General features: G+C 69.3%; 14 protein-coding genes. 9 read left to right on the top strand and 5 right to left on the bottom strand.

Features of this window, described 5'->3' with window-relative positions; all coding sequences use genetic code 11:
* The first annotated feature begins 51 nt into the window (after positions 1-51).
* The 6 genes from EV699_RS01375 to EV699_RS01345 all read left to right on the top strand — a co-directional run bounded on the left by EV699_RS01375 (position 52) and on the right by EV699_RS01345 (position 7,705).
* Complete coding sequence (locus EV699_RS01375) at positions 52-657, top strand: lipid-binding SYLF domain-containing protein (protein WP_132538207.1); 606 nt, start codon at positions 52-54, stop codon at positions 655-657.
* Positions 658-678: 21 nt separating this feature from the next.
* A complete protein-coding gene (locus EV699_RS01370) occupies positions 679-2,100 on the top strand; it encodes a DUF3300 domain-containing protein (protein WP_132538205.1) in 1,422 nt (473 codons plus the stop codon).
* 34 nt (positions 2,101-2,134) lie between these two features.
* Positions 2,135-3,133 (top strand): DUF2950 domain-containing protein, encoded by a 999-nt coding sequence (locus EV699_RS01365; RefSeq protein ID WP_132538203.1) that lies wholly within the window; start codon positions 2,135-2,137, stop codon positions 3,131-3,133.
* Between the two features lie 432 nt (positions 3,134-3,565).
* Entirely contained in the window at positions 3,566-5,290 is a 1,725-nt protein-coding gene (locus tag EV699_RS01355) for an ATP-dependent nuclease (RefSeq protein ID WP_132538201.1), read from the top strand.
* A 6-nt stretch (positions 5,291-5,296) separates the two neighbouring features.
* Positions 5,297-7,222 (top strand): ATP-dependent helicase, encoded by a 1,926-nt coding sequence (locus EV699_RS01350; RefSeq protein WP_132538199.1) that lies wholly within the window; start codon positions 5,297-5,299, stop codon positions 7,220-7,222.
* A 96-nt stretch (positions 7,223-7,318) separates the two neighbouring features.
* Positions 7,319-7,705, top strand: coding sequence for a hypothetical protein (locus EV699_RS01345; protein WP_132538197.1), 387 nt, complete (start codon positions 7,319-7,321; stop codon positions 7,703-7,705).
* A gap of 127 nt (positions 7,706-7,832) precedes the next feature.
* Here EV699_RS01345 and EV699_RS01340 read toward each other — a convergent pair whose 3' ends face one another.
* The gene (locus EV699_RS01340; RefSeq protein WP_132538195.1) at positions 7,833-8,174 is read right to left on the bottom strand and encodes a TraR/DksA family transcriptional regulator; all 342 of its coding nucleotides are present in this window, start codon (positions 8,172-8,174) and stop codon (positions 7,833-7,835) included.
* A 139-nt stretch (positions 8,175-8,313) separates the two neighbouring features.
* Entirely contained in the window at positions 8,314-10,812 is a 2,499-nt protein-coding gene (locus EV699_RS01335; protein WP_132538193.1) for an ABC transporter permease, read from the bottom strand.
* Positions 10,813-11,038: 226 nt separating this feature from the next.
* On the opposite strand from EV699_RS01335, the gene EV699_RS01330 reads away from it, so the two are divergent.
* Entirely contained in the window at positions 11,039-11,824 is a 786-nt protein-coding gene (locus tag EV699_RS01330; protein WP_132538191.1) for a response regulator, read from the top strand.
* A gap of 4 nt (positions 11,825-11,828) precedes the next feature.
* Here EV699_RS01330 and EV699_RS19785 read toward each other — a convergent pair whose 3' ends face one another.
* The 3 genes from EV699_RS19785 to EV699_RS01320 all read right to left on the bottom strand — a co-directional run bounded on the left by EV699_RS19785 (position 11,829) and on the right by EV699_RS01320 (position 13,859).
* Positions 11,829-12,002: a hypothetical protein gene (locus EV699_RS19785; RefSeq protein ID WP_165903983.1), complete on the bottom strand. Its 174-nt coding sequence runs from the start codon at positions 12,000-12,002 to the stop codon at positions 11,829-11,831.
* Positions 12,003-12,027: 25 nt separating this feature from the next.
* On the bottom strand, positions 12,028-12,822 hold the full coding sequence (locus EV699_RS01325; RefSeq protein WP_132538189.1) for a methyltransferase domain-containing protein: 795 nt from the start codon (positions 12,820-12,822) through the stop codon (positions 12,028-12,030).
* 77 nt (positions 12,823-12,899) lie between these two features.
* Positions 12,900-13,859: a hypothetical protein gene (locus EV699_RS01320; RefSeq protein WP_165903982.1), complete on the bottom strand. Its 960-nt coding sequence runs from the start codon at positions 13,857-13,859 to the stop codon at positions 12,900-12,902.
* A gap of 231 nt (positions 13,860-14,090) precedes the next feature.
* Between EV699_RS01320 and EV699_RS01315 the strand changes: the two genes are divergently transcribed.
* Both EV699_RS01315 and EV699_RS01310 read left to right on the top strand, forming a co-directional pair.
* The gene (locus EV699_RS01315; RefSeq protein ID WP_132538187.1) at positions 14,091-14,816 is read left to right on the top strand and encodes a response regulator; all 726 of its coding nucleotides are present in this window, start codon (positions 14,091-14,093) and stop codon (positions 14,814-14,816) included.
* Between the two features lie 125 nt (positions 14,817-14,941).
* On the top strand, positions 14,942-18,106 hold the full coding sequence (locus tag EV699_RS01310) for a PAS domain-containing hybrid sensor histidine kinase/response regulator (RefSeq protein ID WP_132538185.1): 3,165 nt from the start codon (positions 14,942-14,944) through the stop codon (positions 18,104-18,106).
* Positions 18,107-18,111 lie beyond the last annotated feature (5 nt).

Below are 18,111 nucleotides of genomic sequence, written 5' to 3'. Positions count from 1 at the left end.
GCGCTTGATCTACCTTGTCGCAGACACCTCCTCCATCGCACGGAATCCTTCATGACGCACCGCCACCTCACGCTCGCCCTCCTCGCCGCCACCCTGCTCACCGGCTGCATGAACGACTCGGCGATGACCTCCGCCGTCGAGGGCGGAGCCAAGCTCACCCCCGCGCAACGCGAGGCCGGGCGCCAGGAACTGCTGGCGCTGCGCGACCACACGCTGGCCGACCTGTACAAGGCCAAGCCCGAGACCCGCCAGGAGATCGGCAAGTCCGTCGGCTACGCGGTGATCGGCGCCGAGGGCCTCAACGTGGTGCTGCTGGTCGGCGCCCAGGGCCAGGGCGTGATCGTCGACAAGCGCACCGGCAAGGAGACCTTCATCCGCATGCTGCGCGCCGGCACCGGGCCCGGCCTCGGCTACATGCGCTACCGCAACGTGCTGGTGTTCAAGAACGCCGAGGTGCTCGACCAGTTCCTGCAGCTCGGCGTCGACGTCGGCGCCCAGGGCAACGCGGTGGTCAAGCCCGGCGGCGCGGGCAGCTCGGCCGACGCCATGCTGTCGTTCACGCCCTACCTGTCGATCTACAACCTCACCGACTCGGGCGTGAACGTGCAGGCCAACTGGGGCGGCACCAAGTACCTGCTCGACCCCGATCTCAACTGAAACGCCGCCGCGGAGACCGCCATGACCCGACCGCATCCGAAGTTCGCCGTCTGGCTGCTGGCCTGTCTGCTGTGGGCGATGGCTGTGCCCGTCCCCGCCCAGGACAGCCCCAAGCCCTTCACCCAGCAGCAGCTCGACGAGCTGCTCGCGCCGATCGCGCTCTACCCCGACGCGCTGCTCGCGCAGGTGCTGATGGCCTCGACCTACCCGCTCGAAGTGGTCGAGGCGGCGCGCTGGTCCAAGGCCAACCCCAAGGTGACCGGCAAGGCGCTGGAGGATGCGATGTCGGCCAAGCCCTGGGATGCGAGCGTGAAGTCGCTGACCGCCTTCCCGCAGGTGCTGGCGACGATGAACGAGCACCTGGACTGGACGCAGAAGCTCGGCGACGCCTTCCTCGCCCAGCAGCAGGAGGTGATGGCCACGGTGCAGAACCTGCGCCTGAAGGCCCATGAAGCCGGCAACCTGAAGACCACCAAGGAGCAGAACGTCGTCGTCGAGCAGGCCACGGTCAACCAGCAGCCGCAGACCGTGGTGAAGATCGTCCCCGCCGACCCCGAAGTGGTGTACGTGCCCACCTACAACCCGACCGTGGTCTACGGCTCGTGGTGGTACCCGAGCCCGCCGCCCTACTACTGGGGCCCGGCCTACGCGCCGGGCGCGGCGTTCTTCACCTTCGCCACCGGTGTCGCCATCGGCGCCGCCCTGTGGGGCGACTGCGACTGGGGCCGCGGCGACGTCGACATCGACGTCAACCGCTACAACAACTTCAACAACAGCTTCAACCGCAACAACGTTTCCAACATCGACCGCAACCGCATCGACGGCAACCGCGCGCGCTGGGATCACAACGTCGACCACCGCAAGGGCGTCGCCTACCGCGACAACGCCACCGCGAACCGCTTCCGCCCCACCAGCGGCGGCGCCGACGCGGCGAAGTCGCGCGAAGCCTTCCGCGGCCGTGCCGAAGCCGGCCAGCGCGACATCCAGCGCGGCGCCGTGCAGTCGCGCGACGTGCAGGCGCCACAGGTGCGCGACAACCAGCGCGGCGGCGCCGAGCGGCAGCGCGGCAGCGCCGGCACGCGCGAGGCCACCCGCCAGCCGAGCAGCCGCCAGAACGCCGGGGCGCGCACCCGCGAAGGCACCGGCACGCGGCCGAGCGCCGGCACGCGCGAGTCGCCGCGCAGCGCCGGGGCGACGCCGCGGCAGGGCTCCTCGCGCTCCGACGTCGGCGGCGCGTCGCGCGGCAGTTCGTCGTTCGACCGGCCGGCCGCGACGACCGGGCGCAGCAGCGGGGCCTTCGACGGCGTCGGCAGCGGCTCCAGCACCCGCGACTTCAGCCAGCGCGGCAACGCCAGCCGCGGCAGCTTCGGCGGTGGTGGTGGCGGCGGCCGGGCCGGCGGCGGCGGCGGCGGCCGGGGGGGTGGCGGTGGCCGCTTCCGCTGACCGTTCGCCCTCACGCCTACCCGGAGATCCGCCCATGACCGCGCATTCCGCTACCCCGCCGCGCCGCGCCGGCAACCTCGTCGCCCTCGCCTGCACGGTGGCGCTGTGCACCGGCCTCGCCGGCGAGGCCGGCGCCGCCAGCACGCGCAGCGCGCGCACCTTCGCGTCGACCGAGGCCGCCGTCACCGCGCTGATCGCCGCGGTCGAATCGGGCCGCCCGAGCGACATCGACGCCGTGCTCGGCGCCGGCGCCCGCAACTGGGTGCGCTCGGGCGACGCCGCCGCCGACGCCGAGGCGCTGTCGCGCTTCATCGACGCCTACCGCACGCAGCACGCCTTCGAGGACGCCGGCCCCGACCGCACCACCCTGGTGGTCGGCACCGACCGCTGGCCGATGCCGATCCCACTGGTCAAGACCCGCAACGGCTGGCGCTTCGACGCCATCGCCGGGCGCGAGGAAATGCTCGCGCGGCGCGTCGGGCGCAACGAGCTGTCGGCGATCGAGGTGCTGCGCGCGATCGTCGATGCCGAGCACGAATACGCCGTCGCCGACCGTGACGGCGACGGCCTGCTCGAATACGCCGGGCGCTTCGCCAGCCACCCCGGCCGGCAGGACGGGCTCTACTGGGAGACCGCGCCGGGCGAGCCGCCGAGCCCGCTCGGGCCACTGGTGGCGGAGGCCGCCGGCGAGGGCTATCGCGTCGGCCACCGCGGCAAGGCCGGCACGCCGCCGCCCTTCCACGGCTACCACTTCCGCCTGCTCGGCCGCCAGGGCCCGTCGGCCCCCGGCGGCGCCTACGACTACGTGGTCAACGGCCAGCAGATCGGCGGCTTCGCGGTGGTCGCGTGGCCGGCGAACTACGGCAACTCCGGCGTGATGAGCTTCCTGGTCAACCACGACGGGCGCGTGCTGCAGAAGGACCTCGGCCCCGACACCGCCCGCATCGCCCGGCAGATGACGCGCTACAACCCCGACGCGAGCTGGAAGCCGGCCGACACCCCACCACTGCCCGCCACCGCCGCCGGCGGCTGACCCCACCGCCACGCCGCTGCCGCCCCCCGCCCGCGGGGGCGGCAGCGGCGCCACGGGCCACGGCCCGCACGCCCGGCGAATCTCGGCTTCGCTCATGCGCGCCATTCCAGGCGCCACAGGATCGGGACGACGCGGGAACTTCGAGCGCCGTCGTCTGCATCGCTGCCGGGATCGCATGGCCGCACGGTATCGGCGCAAGCCTCGCACATGTGGTCCGCATGACGGATTTCGCAAGCCGATGACATCCGCCTAACGCATGTGCGGATTTGCGGATTTGTGGGCATAGTCTTGCCAGACAACCGACCGACCACTACTTTTCGACAAGTGTCCCGCAATCGCGTAGCGTAATTATGCGACCGATAGGTTGCCTAATAATTGTTATGTGAAAAGAAATTTGACACGGCATATAGAATGTAACCAGGAATTTGAACAATGAAGCTTATTGAAGTCAAAATAGAAAATTTTCGGGGCATCCGCTCATTGCATCTTCCCTTGGATCGCTTGACGGTACTCATCGGTGAAAACAATACCGGCAAGTCAACCGTGCTGGAGGCCATCCGCCTAGTGCTGACGCGCGGTTTCGGCATCCGGCGAGATGGCCGGTTCACTGAATACGATTTCCATCTGAAAGATGCAGCCGCAACACCCCAAACGGCCGCCCCGATTTTGATCACCCTGCATTTCGCCGAGGAATCGGAAAGCGAATGGCCCGACGCCATCGTCCAGCAGATGAGCGAGGTAATTCAATTGGATACGGACGGCCTGAGTCATATCTGGCTGCAGGCGAAGGGGAACTACCAGGCGGAATCAGGGTCTTTTGAAACCAAATGGGCCTTTCTGAATACAAACGGCGCGGAGTTGGTGCCCAAGAACGCGACGCCGCTCAACCTGATCTCCCGGTTTGTGCCGCTCTTTTTCCTTTCCGCGCTTCGCGACGCCTCTCAGGAGTTCGGGCAACGCGGCCAGTTCTGGAGTGGATTCCTTAAATCTATCCAACTTCCCGACGATCAGCGGGAAAGGATCGAGGAAATGCTTCGGGAGGTCAACACATCGGTAATCGGCGCGAACGTGGGATTGACCGAGGTCACAAAAAAGATAGCCGACGCCGGGCGACTCGTCCCACTGGATGCCACCGATCCAGTTGCCCTAGAGGCGATTCCAACCCGTGTCTTCGACATGGTCGGAAAAATCCAGGTACATCTAAAATCGAGTTACGGCGCGAAGCTTCCTCTGCATCGTCATGGTGAAGGCACTCAGAGCCTCGCTGTGTTGATGCTCTTTCAGGCCTTCGCCGCTGCCAACCTTGCCGAGGCCTACGCCCCGGAATCCATCCCCATACTGGCGCTGGAAGAACCTGAGGCACACCTTCACCCCTCTGCGATCCGTTCCTTGGGAGCATTTCTAGAAAATATGGCTGGACAGATTCTCGTGACAAGCCATTCCGGCGACCTAGTTTCGCGGGTACCAATCACGGCGCTGCGCAGGCTGCACAAATACAACAAGGAAACGAAAGTCGGTCGAGTTGAGAGAAACGGCTTCACGGCTCGGGAACTACAGGCCATCGACTACAGCATACGTCTCGCCAAAGGGCATTATCTGTTTTCCCGCTGCTGGCTGCTGGTGGAAGGAGAATCCGACTTCCATCTCATGCCACTGCTTTTTGAATTGATGGGGCATTCGCAGGATCAAGTCAGCTTCTCCATTCTAGAAATAAGCCAGATCATCGACAAGGGCGAGCCGCTTATAAAATTCGCCAAGGCACTGGGCATTCAGTGGTTCCTGATGGCGGACGGAGACCATGCCGGAAATGATTATGTGAACCGTGCAAACGGCCACCTCGCAACAGGCGAAAGCCTTGCTGATCGTGCACGGGCATTAACCCATGCCGACATCGAGCATGAGTTCTGGCGAAATGGTTATGACGGGTTTATCGAAAACATGGTGACAAATACACGCAAAGGGCAAATCGCAACCGAGGCGGCGGGCGACGACGTTAATAAGACGAAACTGCTGATCAAGGCGGCCATCAAGCAATCGGGAGGAAAACCGGCTTTCGCCCAGACCTTGGTGCAAGAAGTTCGACAACGTGGAGCGGATTCCATCCCCCAATCAATTCGGGAAATTATTACCCACGTTGTCCAACTGGCCGGAGGTTGAAAAAACATGATCGATTTATCATCACTGAACGAAAATCAGCGTGAGGCCGTGCTGTGGGACAAGGGGCCTCTTCTTGTACTGGCTGGCCCAGGCTCCGGAAAAACACGGGTACTGACCAGCCGAATCGCCCGTATCTTGGAGCAATCCGCCGGCCAACATTTCCGGATTCTGGCGCTAACTTTCACTAACAAGGCCGCCGCAGAAATGCGCGGTAGGGTCGAGGAATTGGTGCCCGGCGAACTTGGCCGAGTGCGGCTCACCACCTTTCACTCCTATGCGGCCGAGTTGCTCCAGCAGCATGGCAATCATCTCAGTTTCCGCCCCGACTTCCAGATTCTTTCTAACGACATCGATCGCGAAGCATTGCTGGACGATGTTCTTGAACAGCTCCGAAAAAATTTGACCTACTCACTTCCTGGTCATTTCAAGGCCGCACAACTCCTGCCTGCAGTCACACGGCTTCTCGAGCATTGCATCCCACCGGATCAGGCGGAAGTCCTGCTCCAACAGGCTAACGTGGAAAACGCCATTCCGCTGGCTCGTGTCTACACCGCCTACCGGGAAGCACTGCGCCGAACGAATTCTCTTGATTTCCCGAGCCTGATTGCCGAATCGCTCGATCTTCTGAGCAAACTTCCCTTCTTGGCCAAGCATATCCGAAAGATTTTCAAACATATCTTCGTCGATGAGTTCCAGGACACCAATCATTCCCAATACCGGATTCTCTCGCTTATCGCCCAGCCAGATCCTTCCACACTATTCGTTGTGGCGGACGATGATCAGATCATATACCAATGGAACGGCGCGAGCCCCAAAAGGATTCAAGCGTTGCGGGATGACTTCGGCGTGTCCGAGTTGCAACTTCCGGAAAACTACCGCTGCCCGCCGCTGGTTATCGAACTGGCCAACGCCCTAATTGAAAAGAACCTGAACCGCGCGGCCGGAAAAAAACCACTGAAAGCGGTCAAACAGGGTGAAAGCGACGATGTTGTGCGGGTGCTCCGCTTCGACTCCGTGGATGAGGAAGCGATATGGGTCGCGCGAGACATATCAAAAAAAAGTTTGGAAGAGCGAGCAAGTTGCGCTGTTCTCGCCCGAACGAAAAAGCTTCTTGATCTGGCTGGGAGAAAACTCGAAGAGGCGGGTGTGCCGGTTTATTTTGCAGCCCGCAAGGATGAATTCAAGAGCGCCCCATTGAGGATGCTGCACGCGATCCTTCGCCTAGTTAACTCCAAGGAGGATAAACAGTCACTCGCACGTCTTTCAAAGGCATTTTACGAACTCGAAGGTATCAATATTCAGATGGCCCCGATACTTTCCCGTGCATCCGCCGACGGCGAGGACTTGCTGCGTTCTTGGCTTGACGAGGTGAAGCAGCGCGACACCCTTGAGGAGCGCACGCGGCGCCTACTTGAAACAGACATCAGGCCACTTTTGAACTCTCTGAATTACCGTGGCTTCGCGGACAGCCTGTTCGGCTGGGCGGAAGTTTGTCAAGCCAGTTCACAGCCTGATGAGAGCGCTTTCAACGAATTCGAGGAAGAGCAAGAGGTCTGGAAAATACTTTTGGCCGATATAACCAAGAAATTCGAAGGCGAGGACGTGAGCCTGCATCAGATGCTTCATGAGCTCGACCTAACTTCCAAAACACCGCCGAAGCCACCCGAAGCGATCCCCTGCTTCACTATCCATGCTTCGAAGGGAATGGAATTCGGACATGTCTATCTCATAGGCCTAGTGGAAGATCAGCTTCCCAGTTGGGCTGCCGTCAAAAAGGGCGACAATTCCCTTGAGATGCAGGAAGAACGCCGGAACTGCTTTGTCGCTATCACTCGTACCCAGGAAACTCTGACCATGACTTTTTCAGCGCAGGTTTTCGGATGGAATAAACAGCCATCTAGATTTCTTCGTGAAATGGGGATCGAGTTATGAGCAAAGGCAAATTGCACGAGCGCATTACAAGACGGTACAGCGGACGCCCGTTGCAACACCGCTGACCTTTGTCGTTCGGCTCTGCAACATGCGAGGATGCGTGGAGCGCCCCACCAGCCGCTGCTCTGCGTGGGCCATTACGCGATGCAGAACTACTCCACCTTCGGCAACATGATCGAGATCGGCTGGAGTACCAACAAGCTCGATTTCGACTACGTGGACAGCGATCACCTGGCCTTGCAGAACGGCCTGCATGCCATCGTCCTCTGCGGCGTCGTGACCGCCACGACCGGGCCGCAGAGTCCGGTCCTGGAGATCGTGGTGTACAAGGACCCGAACCGGCCGCACGTGTATTTCGGCTTCGACTTCAGCGTCCTGCGTGCGCGCCAGGGCACGCTGCAAGGTGGGCACAACGTCTTCCACCTGCCCTGCGGGAACGCCGCGTCGTGCAGCCACACGATCAACGCCAAAGTGTTCCAGTGATGGCAGGCGGATCGGGCGCGGTGACCATCGCCACGCCCGACGGCGTGCCTTCGCGCATCGGCGGCCCGCGCCGGCCCCCTGCCCTGCCCGCGGCCCCGGCAGCGGCCCGGTTCATCGCGGGCGCCGGTCAGCGCCGCTCCAGGCGCTCGGCGCAGCTCACGCAGAGTTCGGCCCACGGCAGCACCGCCAGGCGCGCCGGCGGGATCTCCGCGCCGCAGGCGGCGCAGTAGCCGTAGTCACCGCTGTCCAGGCGCGCCAGCGCCTTGCGCACCAGCCCGAGCTGGTGGCGGGCGTCGACGCCGAGCGCGCCGAGGACGTCGTCGTTCTCGCGTTCGGTGACCTGCTCGGCGAAGTCCTGCGACGGCGGGCCGTCGGCGTGGTGCACGTGCGCGTCGATGCGCTCCACGCGATGGACCAGCTCGGCGGCAAGGGTTTCGAGTTGCGCACGCAGCGCGGCATCGGCGGACATCGGGAATCTCCTGTAACGGCGCGCGGCCGGCGGGGCGGCGCGCACGGTCTTTTGCAGGCGGCGCGACGGGCGCCGCATCCTCACCACGATGGCCGGCCGCACCGTCACGGCGGTGCGTCGCCGGCCGGCCCGAGCGGACTCACCCCTCGCGCAGGGTGCGCAACGGCGGCTGCGCCAGCACCTCGCGGGTGCCGAGCCAGCCGGCGAGGCCGACACCGCCGGCGCCGGCACCGGCGCCGACCAGCCACAGCCAGACGTCCGGGCGGTAGCGGAAGGTGAACACGAACTCCGCCACGCCCCAGCCGACCGCCGCCGCCGCGCAGGCGGCGAGCACGCCGGCGAGCAGGCCGAGCGCGGCGAACTCGACCAGCAGGCCGTGGCGCACCACCGCGCGCGAGGCGCCGAGGGTGCGCACCACCGCGGCCTCGAAGCGGCGCTCGTCGCGCGTCGCCTGGATCGCCGCGAACAGCACCGCGAGCCCGGCGGCCAGCGTGAACAGGAACACATACTCCACCGCCAGCACCACGCGGTCGATGATCTCGCGCACCTTGCTCATCAGTGCGTCGAGGTCGAGCACGGTCACCGAGGGGAAGGCGCGCACCAGTTCGGCGAGCACCGCCTGGCGCACCCTGGGCAGGTGGAAGCTGGTGATCCAGGTCGCCGGCAGCGCGTCGATCACGCCGGGCGGGAACACCACGAAGAAGTTCACGTGGAACGAATCCCACTCGACGCTGCGCAGCCCCACCACGCTGGCCTCGACCGCCTGCCCGGCGACGACGAAGCGCAGGCGGTCGCCGAGGCGGATGCCGAGGGTCTCGGCGAGCCCCTGCTCCACCGACACCAGCGGCTGGCCGGCGTCGGCCGCGCTGAACCAGCGCCCGGCGGTGACGCGGTTGTCGGACGGCAACTCGGTGCCGACCGACAGGTTGAACTCACGCTCGACCAGGCGCTGCGCGCGCGGCTCGGCATAGTCGGCGGGGGCGACCTCGCGCCCGGCGATGTGCGTCAGGCGCCCGCGCACCATCGGGTACAGCGCGGTGTCGGCGAGCGCGCGCGCGTGCAGGAACTCGCGCACCCCGGCGACCTCCTGCGGCTGGATGTTGATCAGGAAGTGGTTGGGGGCGTCGGCGGGCAGGCTCGCGCGCCAGCCGGCGAGCAGGTCCTGGCGCACCAGACCGAGCACCAGCAGCACCATGATGCCGAGCCCGATCGCCACCGCCTGCACCACGCTCGCCGGGCCGCGTCGCACCAGGTTGGCGAGGCCGAAGCGCCACGTCATGCCCACCCGCGAACGCAGCCGCCCGACCAGCCGCAGCGCGGCGAAGGCCGCCACGGCGAGCACCGCCGCGGCGCCGACGCAGCCGGCGAGCACCAGCCCGGCGAGCTTGGCATCGCCCGCCTGCCACAAGAGCAGCGCGGCGATCGCCGCCAGTGCCGCGAGGTAGACGCCGCCGCTCCAGGCATCGGCGGGCGCCAGGTCGCGGCGCAGCACGCGCAGCGGCGGCACCCGGCGCAGTTGCAGCAGCGGCGGCACCGCGAAGCCGAACAGCGCGATGAAACCGGTGGCGAGCGCCGTCGGCAGCGGCCGCCACGACGGCGCCGGCAGCTCGCCGCCGGCGAGCACGCCGAGGATGCGCGCGAGCCCCTCCTGCGCGAGCCAGCCGAGCGCGGCGCCGGCAAGCCCGGCGAGCGCGCCGAGCAGCAGCAGTTCGAACAGGAACAGCAGCAGCACCTGGCGCTGGGTGGCACCCAGGCAGCGCAGGATGGCGACCGCGTCCCAGTGGCGCGAGGCGAAGCGCCGCGCGGCGATGGCGATGCCGACGCCGGCGAGGATCGCCGCCACCACCGCGGCGAGGCCGAGGAAGCGCTCGGCGCGGTCGAGCGCGGCGCGCAGCTCCGGACGCGCGTCGCGCACCCCCTGCACCCGGGCGTTCACCGGCGTGTGCGCGGCGAGCCAGTTGCGGTAGCCGGCGACCGCCGCGGCCTCGCCGGCGACCAGCAGGCGGTGTTCGACGCGCGAACCGGGCTGGATCAGCCCGGTGCCGGGGAGGTCGGCGAGGTTGAACATCAGCCGCGGCGCGATGCTGAACAGGTCGCCGCCGCGGTCGGGCTCGTAGGCGAGGATCTGCGCGACGCTCAGCCGCGCCGTGCCGAGTTCGAGCGTGCCGCCGAGCGCGAGCCCGAGCTCGCCGGCGAGGCGCTCGTCGATCCACGCCGTACCCGGCGCCGGGATCGCGCGCGTCGGCCGCGCGTCGGCGTAGGGCGCATCGCTGATGCGCAGCTCCCCGCGCAGCGGGTAGCCCGGCCCGACCGCCTTGGCCTCGGTGAAGGCGGTGGTGTCGCCGGCCACCGCGACGCTGCGCAGCGTCACCGTGTGCGCGACCGCGAGCCCGCGCCGCTCGGCTTCGGCGACCACCGCGTCGTCGGCCGGCTGCGGCGCCTGCAGCACCAGGTCGGCGCCGAGCAGCTCGCCGGCCTGGCGCTCCATCACCAGGTGCATGCGGTCGGTGAAGAAACCGACCGCCGCCACCGCCGCGCAGGCGATCACCAGCGCCGCCGCGAGCACGCGCAGCTCGCCGCCGCGCCAGTCGCGCAGGAGCGCACGCGCGGCCAGCGCCAGCAGGCGGCGCGCGCTCATCGCCCGCCTCCGCGGCGCGACGCGCGCGGAAACGCGGGCAAACGGGTGGCGGACAGGGGGTTCATCGGGACGCTCTCCTCGGGGATGGCCGGCGCGACCGCCGGCCCTACAGCTTCAGGACCGGCGCCGGCGGCCCGCGGTTCCGCAGACGCCGCGGCCGGGCAGCGGGCCTGCGCAGACTCTAGACTGCCCCGTACGTCCGCACCGCGCGCATGGAGAGGGAACCGTGAAGCTCGCCGATCTCGCCGTCCTGCTGGTGGAACCCTCGCCGATCCAGACCCGCATCATCGTCGCGCGCCTGCAGGCGCTCGGCATCGTGCGGGTACAGACGGCGCGCAGCGGCAGCGAGGCCCTGGCGGTGCTGGACGGGCAGGACCTGCACCTGGTGATGAGCGCGATGTACCTGCCGGACATGAACGGCGACGCGCTCGCGCGCGCCGTGAACACGCTGGAACGCCGTTTCAGGCCGGCCTTCGTGCTGCTGTCGAGCGAGACCCGCGCGCCGCAGCTCGAACCGCTGCGCCAGGCCGGGGCCGCGGCCATCGTGCGCAAGCCCTTCGCCGCCGGGGAGCTGCGCGCGACCCTCGCCGACGTGCTCGACCACCTCGAGCCGGGCCAGCTGCACCTGGCCGACCGCGAGGCCGAGGAGGTGCGCGTGCTGCTGGTCGACGATTCCGCGCCGGTGCGGCGCCTGCTGCGGCAGCTGCTGGCCGGCATGGGCATCGAGCAGATCAGCGAGGCCCCCGGCGGCATCGAGGCACGGGCGCTGGTCGAGGCGCAGTTCTTCGACCTGGTGATCACCGACCTGCACATGCCGGGGCTCGACGGCGTCGGCCTGACCCGGCACATCCGCACCGACAGCGCGCAGCGCTCGCTGCCGGTGATCATGGTGACGAGCGAGGCCGACGCGGCCCGCCTCGCCGAGGCGCGCGCCGCCGGGGTGTCGGAGATCTGCTGCAAGCCCTTCGAGGCGCGCCGCCTGAAGGGCTACATCGAACGCCTGCTGGGCTGAGCCCTCAGCCGGCGCGCCGCGCCGGCGCCGCGGGCATGGCGCGCACGGCCTCGCGCGGGGGCGCGACGGCGCGGCAGGCGTCGTCGACGGCGAGCCGCAGCAGGCGCTCGGCGAGTTCGCCGGTCGCCGGCCAGGGCAGGACGGCGACGGGGACAGGGGACGGACGGTCGCGGGTCATGGTCGGTGCTCTCCCGGGGCGCGGCTCAGTGGCCGCGCCTGCGTGCGAACAGGTTGACGGACTGCACGCGCAGGTCGCGGGCGACGCGCGCCTCGGCGCTGGTGCCGCGGAAGCAGTCGAAGCGCTCGACGATGTAGACCTGGTCGAAGCCGGCGGCGTGGACCAGCGTGTAGAGCTCGTCCTCGGTCAGCGCGCCGGCGATGCAGGCCGCCCACAGCTCGGGGTTGGCGCGCGCGTCGAGCGTCAGCTCGCGGCGCACCACCACGTCGGCGAGGTACAGGCGCCCGCCGGGGCGCAGCACCCGCGCCACCTCGCCGAGCACGCGGGGCTTGTCGGGGGCGAGGTTGACGACGCCGTTGGAGAGCACGACGTCGACGCTCGCGTCGGCCACCGGCAGGCTCTCGAACTCGCCGGCGCGGATCTCGACGCGGTCGTCGAGGCCGGCCTCGCGCGCGGCCTCGACGGCGCAGGCGCGCATCGCCGGGGTCAGGTCGACGCCGATCGCGCGCCCGTCGGGGCCGACGCGCCGCGCGGCGAGCAGCAGGTCCATGCCGGCGCCGCAGGCGTGGTCGAGCACGGTCTCGCCGGCCTCGATCGGGCCGATGCGGTGCGGGTTGCCGACGCCGGCGAAGCGCGCCGTGGCGGTATGCGGCAGCTCGGCGAGCGCGTCGGCGTCGTAGTGCAGGAACTCGACCGCGTAGCGCGGCCCGCGGTGGAAGTGGAAGTCACCGTGCGGGTCGCGGGCGACGCGGTCGTAGGTGGCGAGCACCTGCCGGCGCAGGTGCTGGTTGTCGAATCCGGGGGGGCATTGCAGGGCCATGGCGGTGGGTCTCCCGAAGGGTGGCCGGTCGCGCCGGTGCTGCCGCGGACGCTGGCCGCGGCAGCACCGGCGGGGGCTTACTGGAGGATCGGCTCCAGCGCGGCGGCGATGCGCTGCGCCTGGGCCTGGTCGATGACGCGGTTGAGCGCCGCACTGAAGCGCGGCTCCTCGATGCCCGAGCCGATGAACTGCCAGCGGTAGGCGCCGAGCACGCAGGCACGCACCCGCGTGGCCTCCTGCGGCGAGAAGCGCCGACCCGCGATCGACAGGAAGTAGCCGGCATCGGCCCAGGCCTGGTCCATCAGGATGCCGTCGACCGCGGCGACCAGCTCGATCAGGTCATCGACCGCGCGGTCGCGCTCCGCCGGGCCGAGCTTGGCGTCCTCGCGCATCCATTCGAGCTCGTCGAGCACCGCGTGCTGCGACTCCTCGCGCCAGTGGAACAGGAACACGTCCTTCCACAGGTCGGAGAGGCCGGCGTCGGGCTCGATGCTGGCGCGGTAGTGCGCCTGGGTGAAGAACTCGATGTTGCAGGTCAGCGCCAGCACCGCCCAGGTCGACTTGCCGAGCACGACACCGGCCACGGCATTGGGGTCGGCGAGGAACTGGTAACCCTCGGGCATCTCGGCGGCGGTCATCGTCTCGACGCGGCGGAACAGCTCCTGGTGCTTCAGCTCCTCGTCGGCGAAGCGCACCAGCGCCTCCATCGCGGTCTGGTCGCCGAGCGCGTGCTCGCGCCCCACCTCCAGCACCTTGGCGCCGATGAAGCGTTCGGCGAGGCCGAACAGGTTGGCGTAGGTGCGGCCCTGGATCTGGCTCAGCAGGCGCTGCTCGCCGGCATCGAGGAACTCCATCCGGTCGACGTGCGACAGCCCGTCCGGCAGGAACTTCTTGCTGAAGTCGAAGCGCCGGCCGCGGATCACGTCGCGGTCGATGTCCCAGCGCACGCGCTTGGAGATGTCGATGCAGCGCGCATAGAGGCCGGCACGCGCGGCGGAGGGCATGTGGGTCTGGGCAGGGGCCTGGGTCGTGTTCATGATGGGTCTCCGGTGCGTCGGGGTGGCGGTCGGGGCGCGGTGCGCTTGCCGCTGGCAGGTGCTGCGCCTGGGGACAAAGCCTGCCGGCGCGTGGTAATCGCCTGACGACAGTTCCGGATCACTTGGTATCGGTGGGTAACCGCCGCTGAAACACGGCGTACGGTCGTGCAGCGGTGCACGCGACGCACCCGCCTATACTGCGCACGCGATCACGAGGGGGAGGGGTTGAGCATGTCCGGCGAGGCGCGGGTCCTGATCGTCGAGGACGACCCCCAGGTGCGCGAGATGCTCGGCGAGTATCTCGACAGCCACGGCTTCGAGGTGGCGCTGGCGGACGGCGGCGAGGCGATGCGCGCGGCGCTGGCGCGCGCGGTGCCCGACGTGGTGCTGCTCGACCTCGGCCTGCCGCGCGAGGACGGGCTCGCGCTCGCGCGCTACCTGCGCGAGCGCTACACGCTCGGCATCATCATGATCACCGCCGCGGCCGACGTGGTGGACCGCATCGTCGGCCTGGAGGTCGGCGCCGACGACTACGTGCCCAAGCCCTTCGACCTGCGCGAGCTGCTGGCGCGGCTGAAGAGCGTGCTGCGCCGCTGCCGCAACGCCCCGCCCGGCGCCGCGCCGCCGCCGCCCGCCGACGCCGGGCGCTACGTGCCGCTCGGGCGCTGCCGGCTCGACCTCGCCGCGCACCGCCTGCTCGCCGCCGACGGCGCCGAGATCCCGCTGACGACGATGGAGTTCGACCTGCTCAAGGTGTTCGTCGAGCACCCGGGCGCGGTGCTGACGCGCGACCGGCTGCTGACGCTGACGCGCAACCGCGACTGGGAGCCGTTCGACCGCTCGATCGACATCCGCATCGCCCGGCTGCGGCGCAAGATCGAGCCGCACGCGGGGCATCCGCAGCTGATCCGCACCGTGCGCGGCGCCGGTTACATGTACGTGCCGGCCACCGACTGATACGTCGGCGACGACTTTGTAACCGCCACGTTTCAATGGTTACCCCGGGGTAATCGCGGCCGTGCGCGCCCGCGCGTGCGGCTAGACTCGGCGCAAAGCCATCGCCCCGCGCGGAGACCACCCCCATGTCCGCCCTCCCCCGCGACACCGCGGCCGCCCCGGCCGCCTCGGCGCTGCGCGCCGAACCGGCGCGCTTCGAGCTCGGCAGCACCGGCATCGAAACCTGCAACGACGCCGCCTGCGCGCTGCTCGGCTGCACCCGCGCCGAGCTGCTCGGGCGCTCGCCGTTCGACTTCTCGGCGCCGCTGCAGGACGAGGACGGCGACCCGGCGGCGCTGCTCGCCGCGCGCCTCGCCGCCACCCGCGCCGGGCTGGCGCAGTCCTTCCAGTGGCGGCTGCAGGACGCCGGCGGGCACGACATCGAGACCCTGATCCGCACCGAGCTGCCCGCCGGCGGCACGCGGCTGCAGGTGCGGGTGTGGAACCTGACCGGCCTGTGGGACGCCGAGCGCTCGCTGCGCGAGACCGAGATGCGGCTGCAGCAGGTGCTCGACCACGCCAGCGCGATCGTCTTCGCCAAGGACCCGGCGGGCCGCTACCTGTTCGTCAACCGCCCGTTCGCACGCATCTCCGGCTGGACGCCGGACCACGCGGTCGGGCGCACCGACGCCGACCTGTTCCCGCCGGACATCGCCGAACGCTTCCGCCGCAACGACCGGCGCGTGCTGGAGGAAGGCCAGGCGATCGAGTTCGAGGAGACGGTGCGCATCGGCAACGAGACGCGCGTGTTCCTGGCGCAGAAGTTCCCGCTCTACGACCCCGACGGCAGTTGCTACGCGGTCTGCGGCGTGGCGAGCGACATCACCGGGCGCAAGCGCGTCGAGGACACGCTGCGCCGCGCGGCGCTGGCGGTGTCGGGCGCCGAGGGCGCGGACGCGGTGAAGCGGCTGACCGGCGAGCTCGCCGCGATCCTCGGCACCGAGGTCGCCTTCGCCGCGGCGTTCGCCGACGGCACGCGCACGCGCATGCACACGCTCGCGCTGTGGATCGACGGCACCCCCTGCGGCGAGGTCGAGTACGCCCTCGCCGGCACCCCCTGCGAGCGCGTCGTCGGCCGCGACTTCCTGTGCTTCCCGAGCGGCATCCGCGAGCAGTTCCACGGCGACGACATGTTCGCCGCGCTCGGCATCGAGGGTTACGCGGCCTACCCGCTGAGCGCCAGCAACGGCGAGGCGCTGGGCCTGGTCGCGGTGCTGACGCGCTCGCGCCTGCCGTGGCCCGAGCTCACCGAGGCGGTGCTGAAGATCTTCGCCACCCGCATCGCCGCCGAGCTCGAGCACGCCCGCACCGAGGCCGCGCTGCAGGCTTCCGAGGCGAGCTACCGCGCGATCTTCGACGAGTGCGAGGTCGCCATCTTCATCCACGACTACGACACCGGCGCGATCGTCGACGTCAACCCGCGCGCCTGCAGCAACTACGGCTACAGCCGCGAGGAGATGCGGCGGCTGACGGTGGACGAGCTCAGCTCGGGCGTGCCGCCGTACACCTGCGCCGACGCGCTGCAGTGGATCGAGCGCGCGCGCGCCGGCGAGCGGCCGCGCTTCGAGTGGCACCGGCGCAGCCGCGACGGCAGCCTGCACTGGGACGAGGTCTACCTGAAGCGTGCCGTGATCGCCGGCACGCCGCGCATCCTCGCCTTCACCCGCGAGATCACCGAGCACAAGCTCGCCGAGCAGAGCCTGCGCGCCAGCGAGGCGCAGTACCGCGCGGTGTTCAACGCCTCGGTCGACGGCCTGGTGCTGTGGAGCCCCGAGCACCGCGTGGTCGACGCCAACCCGGCCTTCCTGGCGATGCTCGGCTGCAGCCGCGAGGACATGCTCGGCGGCGACGGCAGTTGCTTCGTGCCCTGCGAGGCGCGCGCGCGCGAGGCCGGCCTGCTCGCCGCCGCGCTCGCCGGCCGCCCCGGCCAGACCGAGGGCCGCTACCGGCGCGCCGACGGCAGCAGCATCGACATCGAGGTGCGCGCGGTGCCGATCCGCCACCGCGGCCAGGACCACGTGCTCGCGGTGGTGCGCGACATCACCGAGCGGCGCCGCGCCGAGGCCGAGCGCGTGCAGCTCGAGGCGCAGTTGCGCCAGGCGCAGAAGATGGAGGCGATCGGCCACCTCACCGGCGGCATCGCGCACGATTTCAACAACATCCTGACCGGCGTCACCGGCTACCTGGTGCTCGTCGGCGAACGCCCGGCGGCGCTCGCCGACGAGCGCATCGGCCGCTACCTCGGCCAGGCGCAGCTCGCCTGCCAGCGTGCGCGCGACCTGATCCAGCAGATGCTGACCTTCAGCCGCGGCCAGCGCGGCACCCCGCAGCCGCTCGACCCGGCGGCGCTGGTGCGCGAAACCGCCGGGATGCTGCGCCCGACCCTGCCCGCCACGCTCGCGCTGACCACCGCCGAGCCGGCCGGGGTGTCGCCGGTGCTGATCGACCCGATCCAGGCCGAGCAGGTGCTGCTGAACCTGTGCATCAACGCGCGCGATGCCACCGCCGGCAACGGCCACGTGCACCTGACGGTGGCCCCGGCGCAGTTGCACGACGGCTTCTGCACCAGTTGCCGCCAGCCGCTGTCCGGCACCTTCGTCGAGATCGGCGTCAGCGACTCCGGCTGCGGCATCGCGCCGGAGGTGCTCGACCGCATGTTCGAGCCCTTCTTCACCACCAAGGAGGTCGGCAAGGGCAGCGGCATGGGCCTCGCGACGGTGCACGGCATCGTCCACGACCACGGCGGGCACGTGCTGGTGGAGAGTGCACCGGGCCGCGGCACCCGCTTTCGCGTGCTGCTGCCGGCGCTCGATGCCGGCGCGGCGGCACCGCGCGGCGCCGACGCCGGCCGCGCCGCGCGCGCGCCGGCGCCGGCCGCGCTCAGCGGCCACGTGCTGCTGGCCGAGGACGAGACGATCGTCGCGAGCTTCCTGTGCGAGCTGCTGGAGCACTGGGGGCTGGAGGTGACGCTCGCCAGCGACGGCCTCAGCGCCTACCGCCGCTTCGCCGCCGACCCCTTCGCCTTCGATGTGCTGCTCACCGACCAGACCATGCCGGGCGCCACCGGCGTCGAGCTCGCCGGGCGCGTGCACGCGCTGCGCCCGCAACTGCCGGTGATCGTCTGCACCGGCCACGCCGAGCAGCTCACCGAGGCCACGCTGCGCGGCCACGGCATCCGCGCGCTGTTGCGCAAGCCGCTCGACCCGGCGGCGCTGCGCGCGCGCCTGGCCGAGTGCCTGGCCGGCGCCTGAACGCC

The organism is Plasticicumulans lactativorans, from assembly GCF_004341245.1.
Lineage (GTDB): Bacteria > Pseudomonadota > Gammaproteobacteria > Competibacterales > Competibacteraceae > Plasticicumulans_A > Plasticicumulans_A lactativorans.
The sequence above is the reverse complement of the archived record's forward strand: the minus strand, read 5'-3'. Positions and strand labels throughout refer to the sequence as shown.

Coding starts and splice junctions, on each gene's coding strand:
- EV699_RS01375 (WP_132538207.1), top strand. CDS start 52: ATGACGCACCGCCACCTCACGCTCGCCCTCCTCGCCGCCACCCTGCTC.
- EV699_RS01370 (WP_132538205.1), top strand. CDS start 679: ATGACCCGACCGCATCCGAAGTTCGCCGTCTGGCTGCTGGCCTGTCTG.
- EV699_RS01365 (WP_132538203.1), top strand. CDS start 2,135: ATGACCGCGCATTCCGCTACCCCGCCGCGCCGCGCCGGCAACCTCGTC.
- EV699_RS01355 (WP_132538201.1), top strand. CDS start 3,566: ATGAAGCTTATTGAAGTCAAAATAGAAAATTTTCGGGGCATCCGCTCA.
- EV699_RS01350 (WP_132538199.1), top strand. CDS start 5,297: ATGATCGATTTATCATCACTGAACGAAAATCAGCGTGAGGCCGTGCTG.
- EV699_RS01345 (WP_132538197.1), top strand. CDS start 7,319: ATGCGTGGAGCGCCCCACCAGCCGCTGCTCTGCGTGGGCCATTACGCG.
- EV699_RS01340 (WP_132538195.1), bottom strand. CDS start 8,174: ATGTCCGCCGATGCCGCGCTGCGTGCGCAACTCGAAACCCTTGCCGCC.
- EV699_RS01335 (WP_132538193.1), bottom strand. CDS start 10,812: ATGAGCGCGCGCCGCCTGCTGGCGCTGGCCGCGCGTGCGCTCCTGCGC.
- EV699_RS19785 (WP_165903983.1), bottom strand. CDS start 12,002: ATGACCCGCGACCGTCCGTCCCCTGTCCCCGTCGCCGTCCTGCCCTGG.
- EV699_RS01325 (WP_132538189.1), bottom strand. CDS start 12,822: ATGGCCCTGCAATGCCCCCCCGGATTCGACAACCAGCACCTGCGCCGG.
- EV699_RS01320 (WP_165903982.1), bottom strand. CDS start 13,859: ATGAACACGACCCAGGCCCCTGCCCAGACCCACATGCCCTCCGCCGCG.
- EV699_RS01315 (WP_132538187.1), top strand. CDS start 14,091: ATGTCCGGCGAGGCGCGGGTCCTGATCGTCGAGGACGACCCCCAGGTG.
- EV699_RS01310 (WP_132538185.1), top strand. CDS start 14,942: ATGTCCGCCCTCCCCCGCGACACCGCGGCCGCCCCGGCCGCCTCGGCG.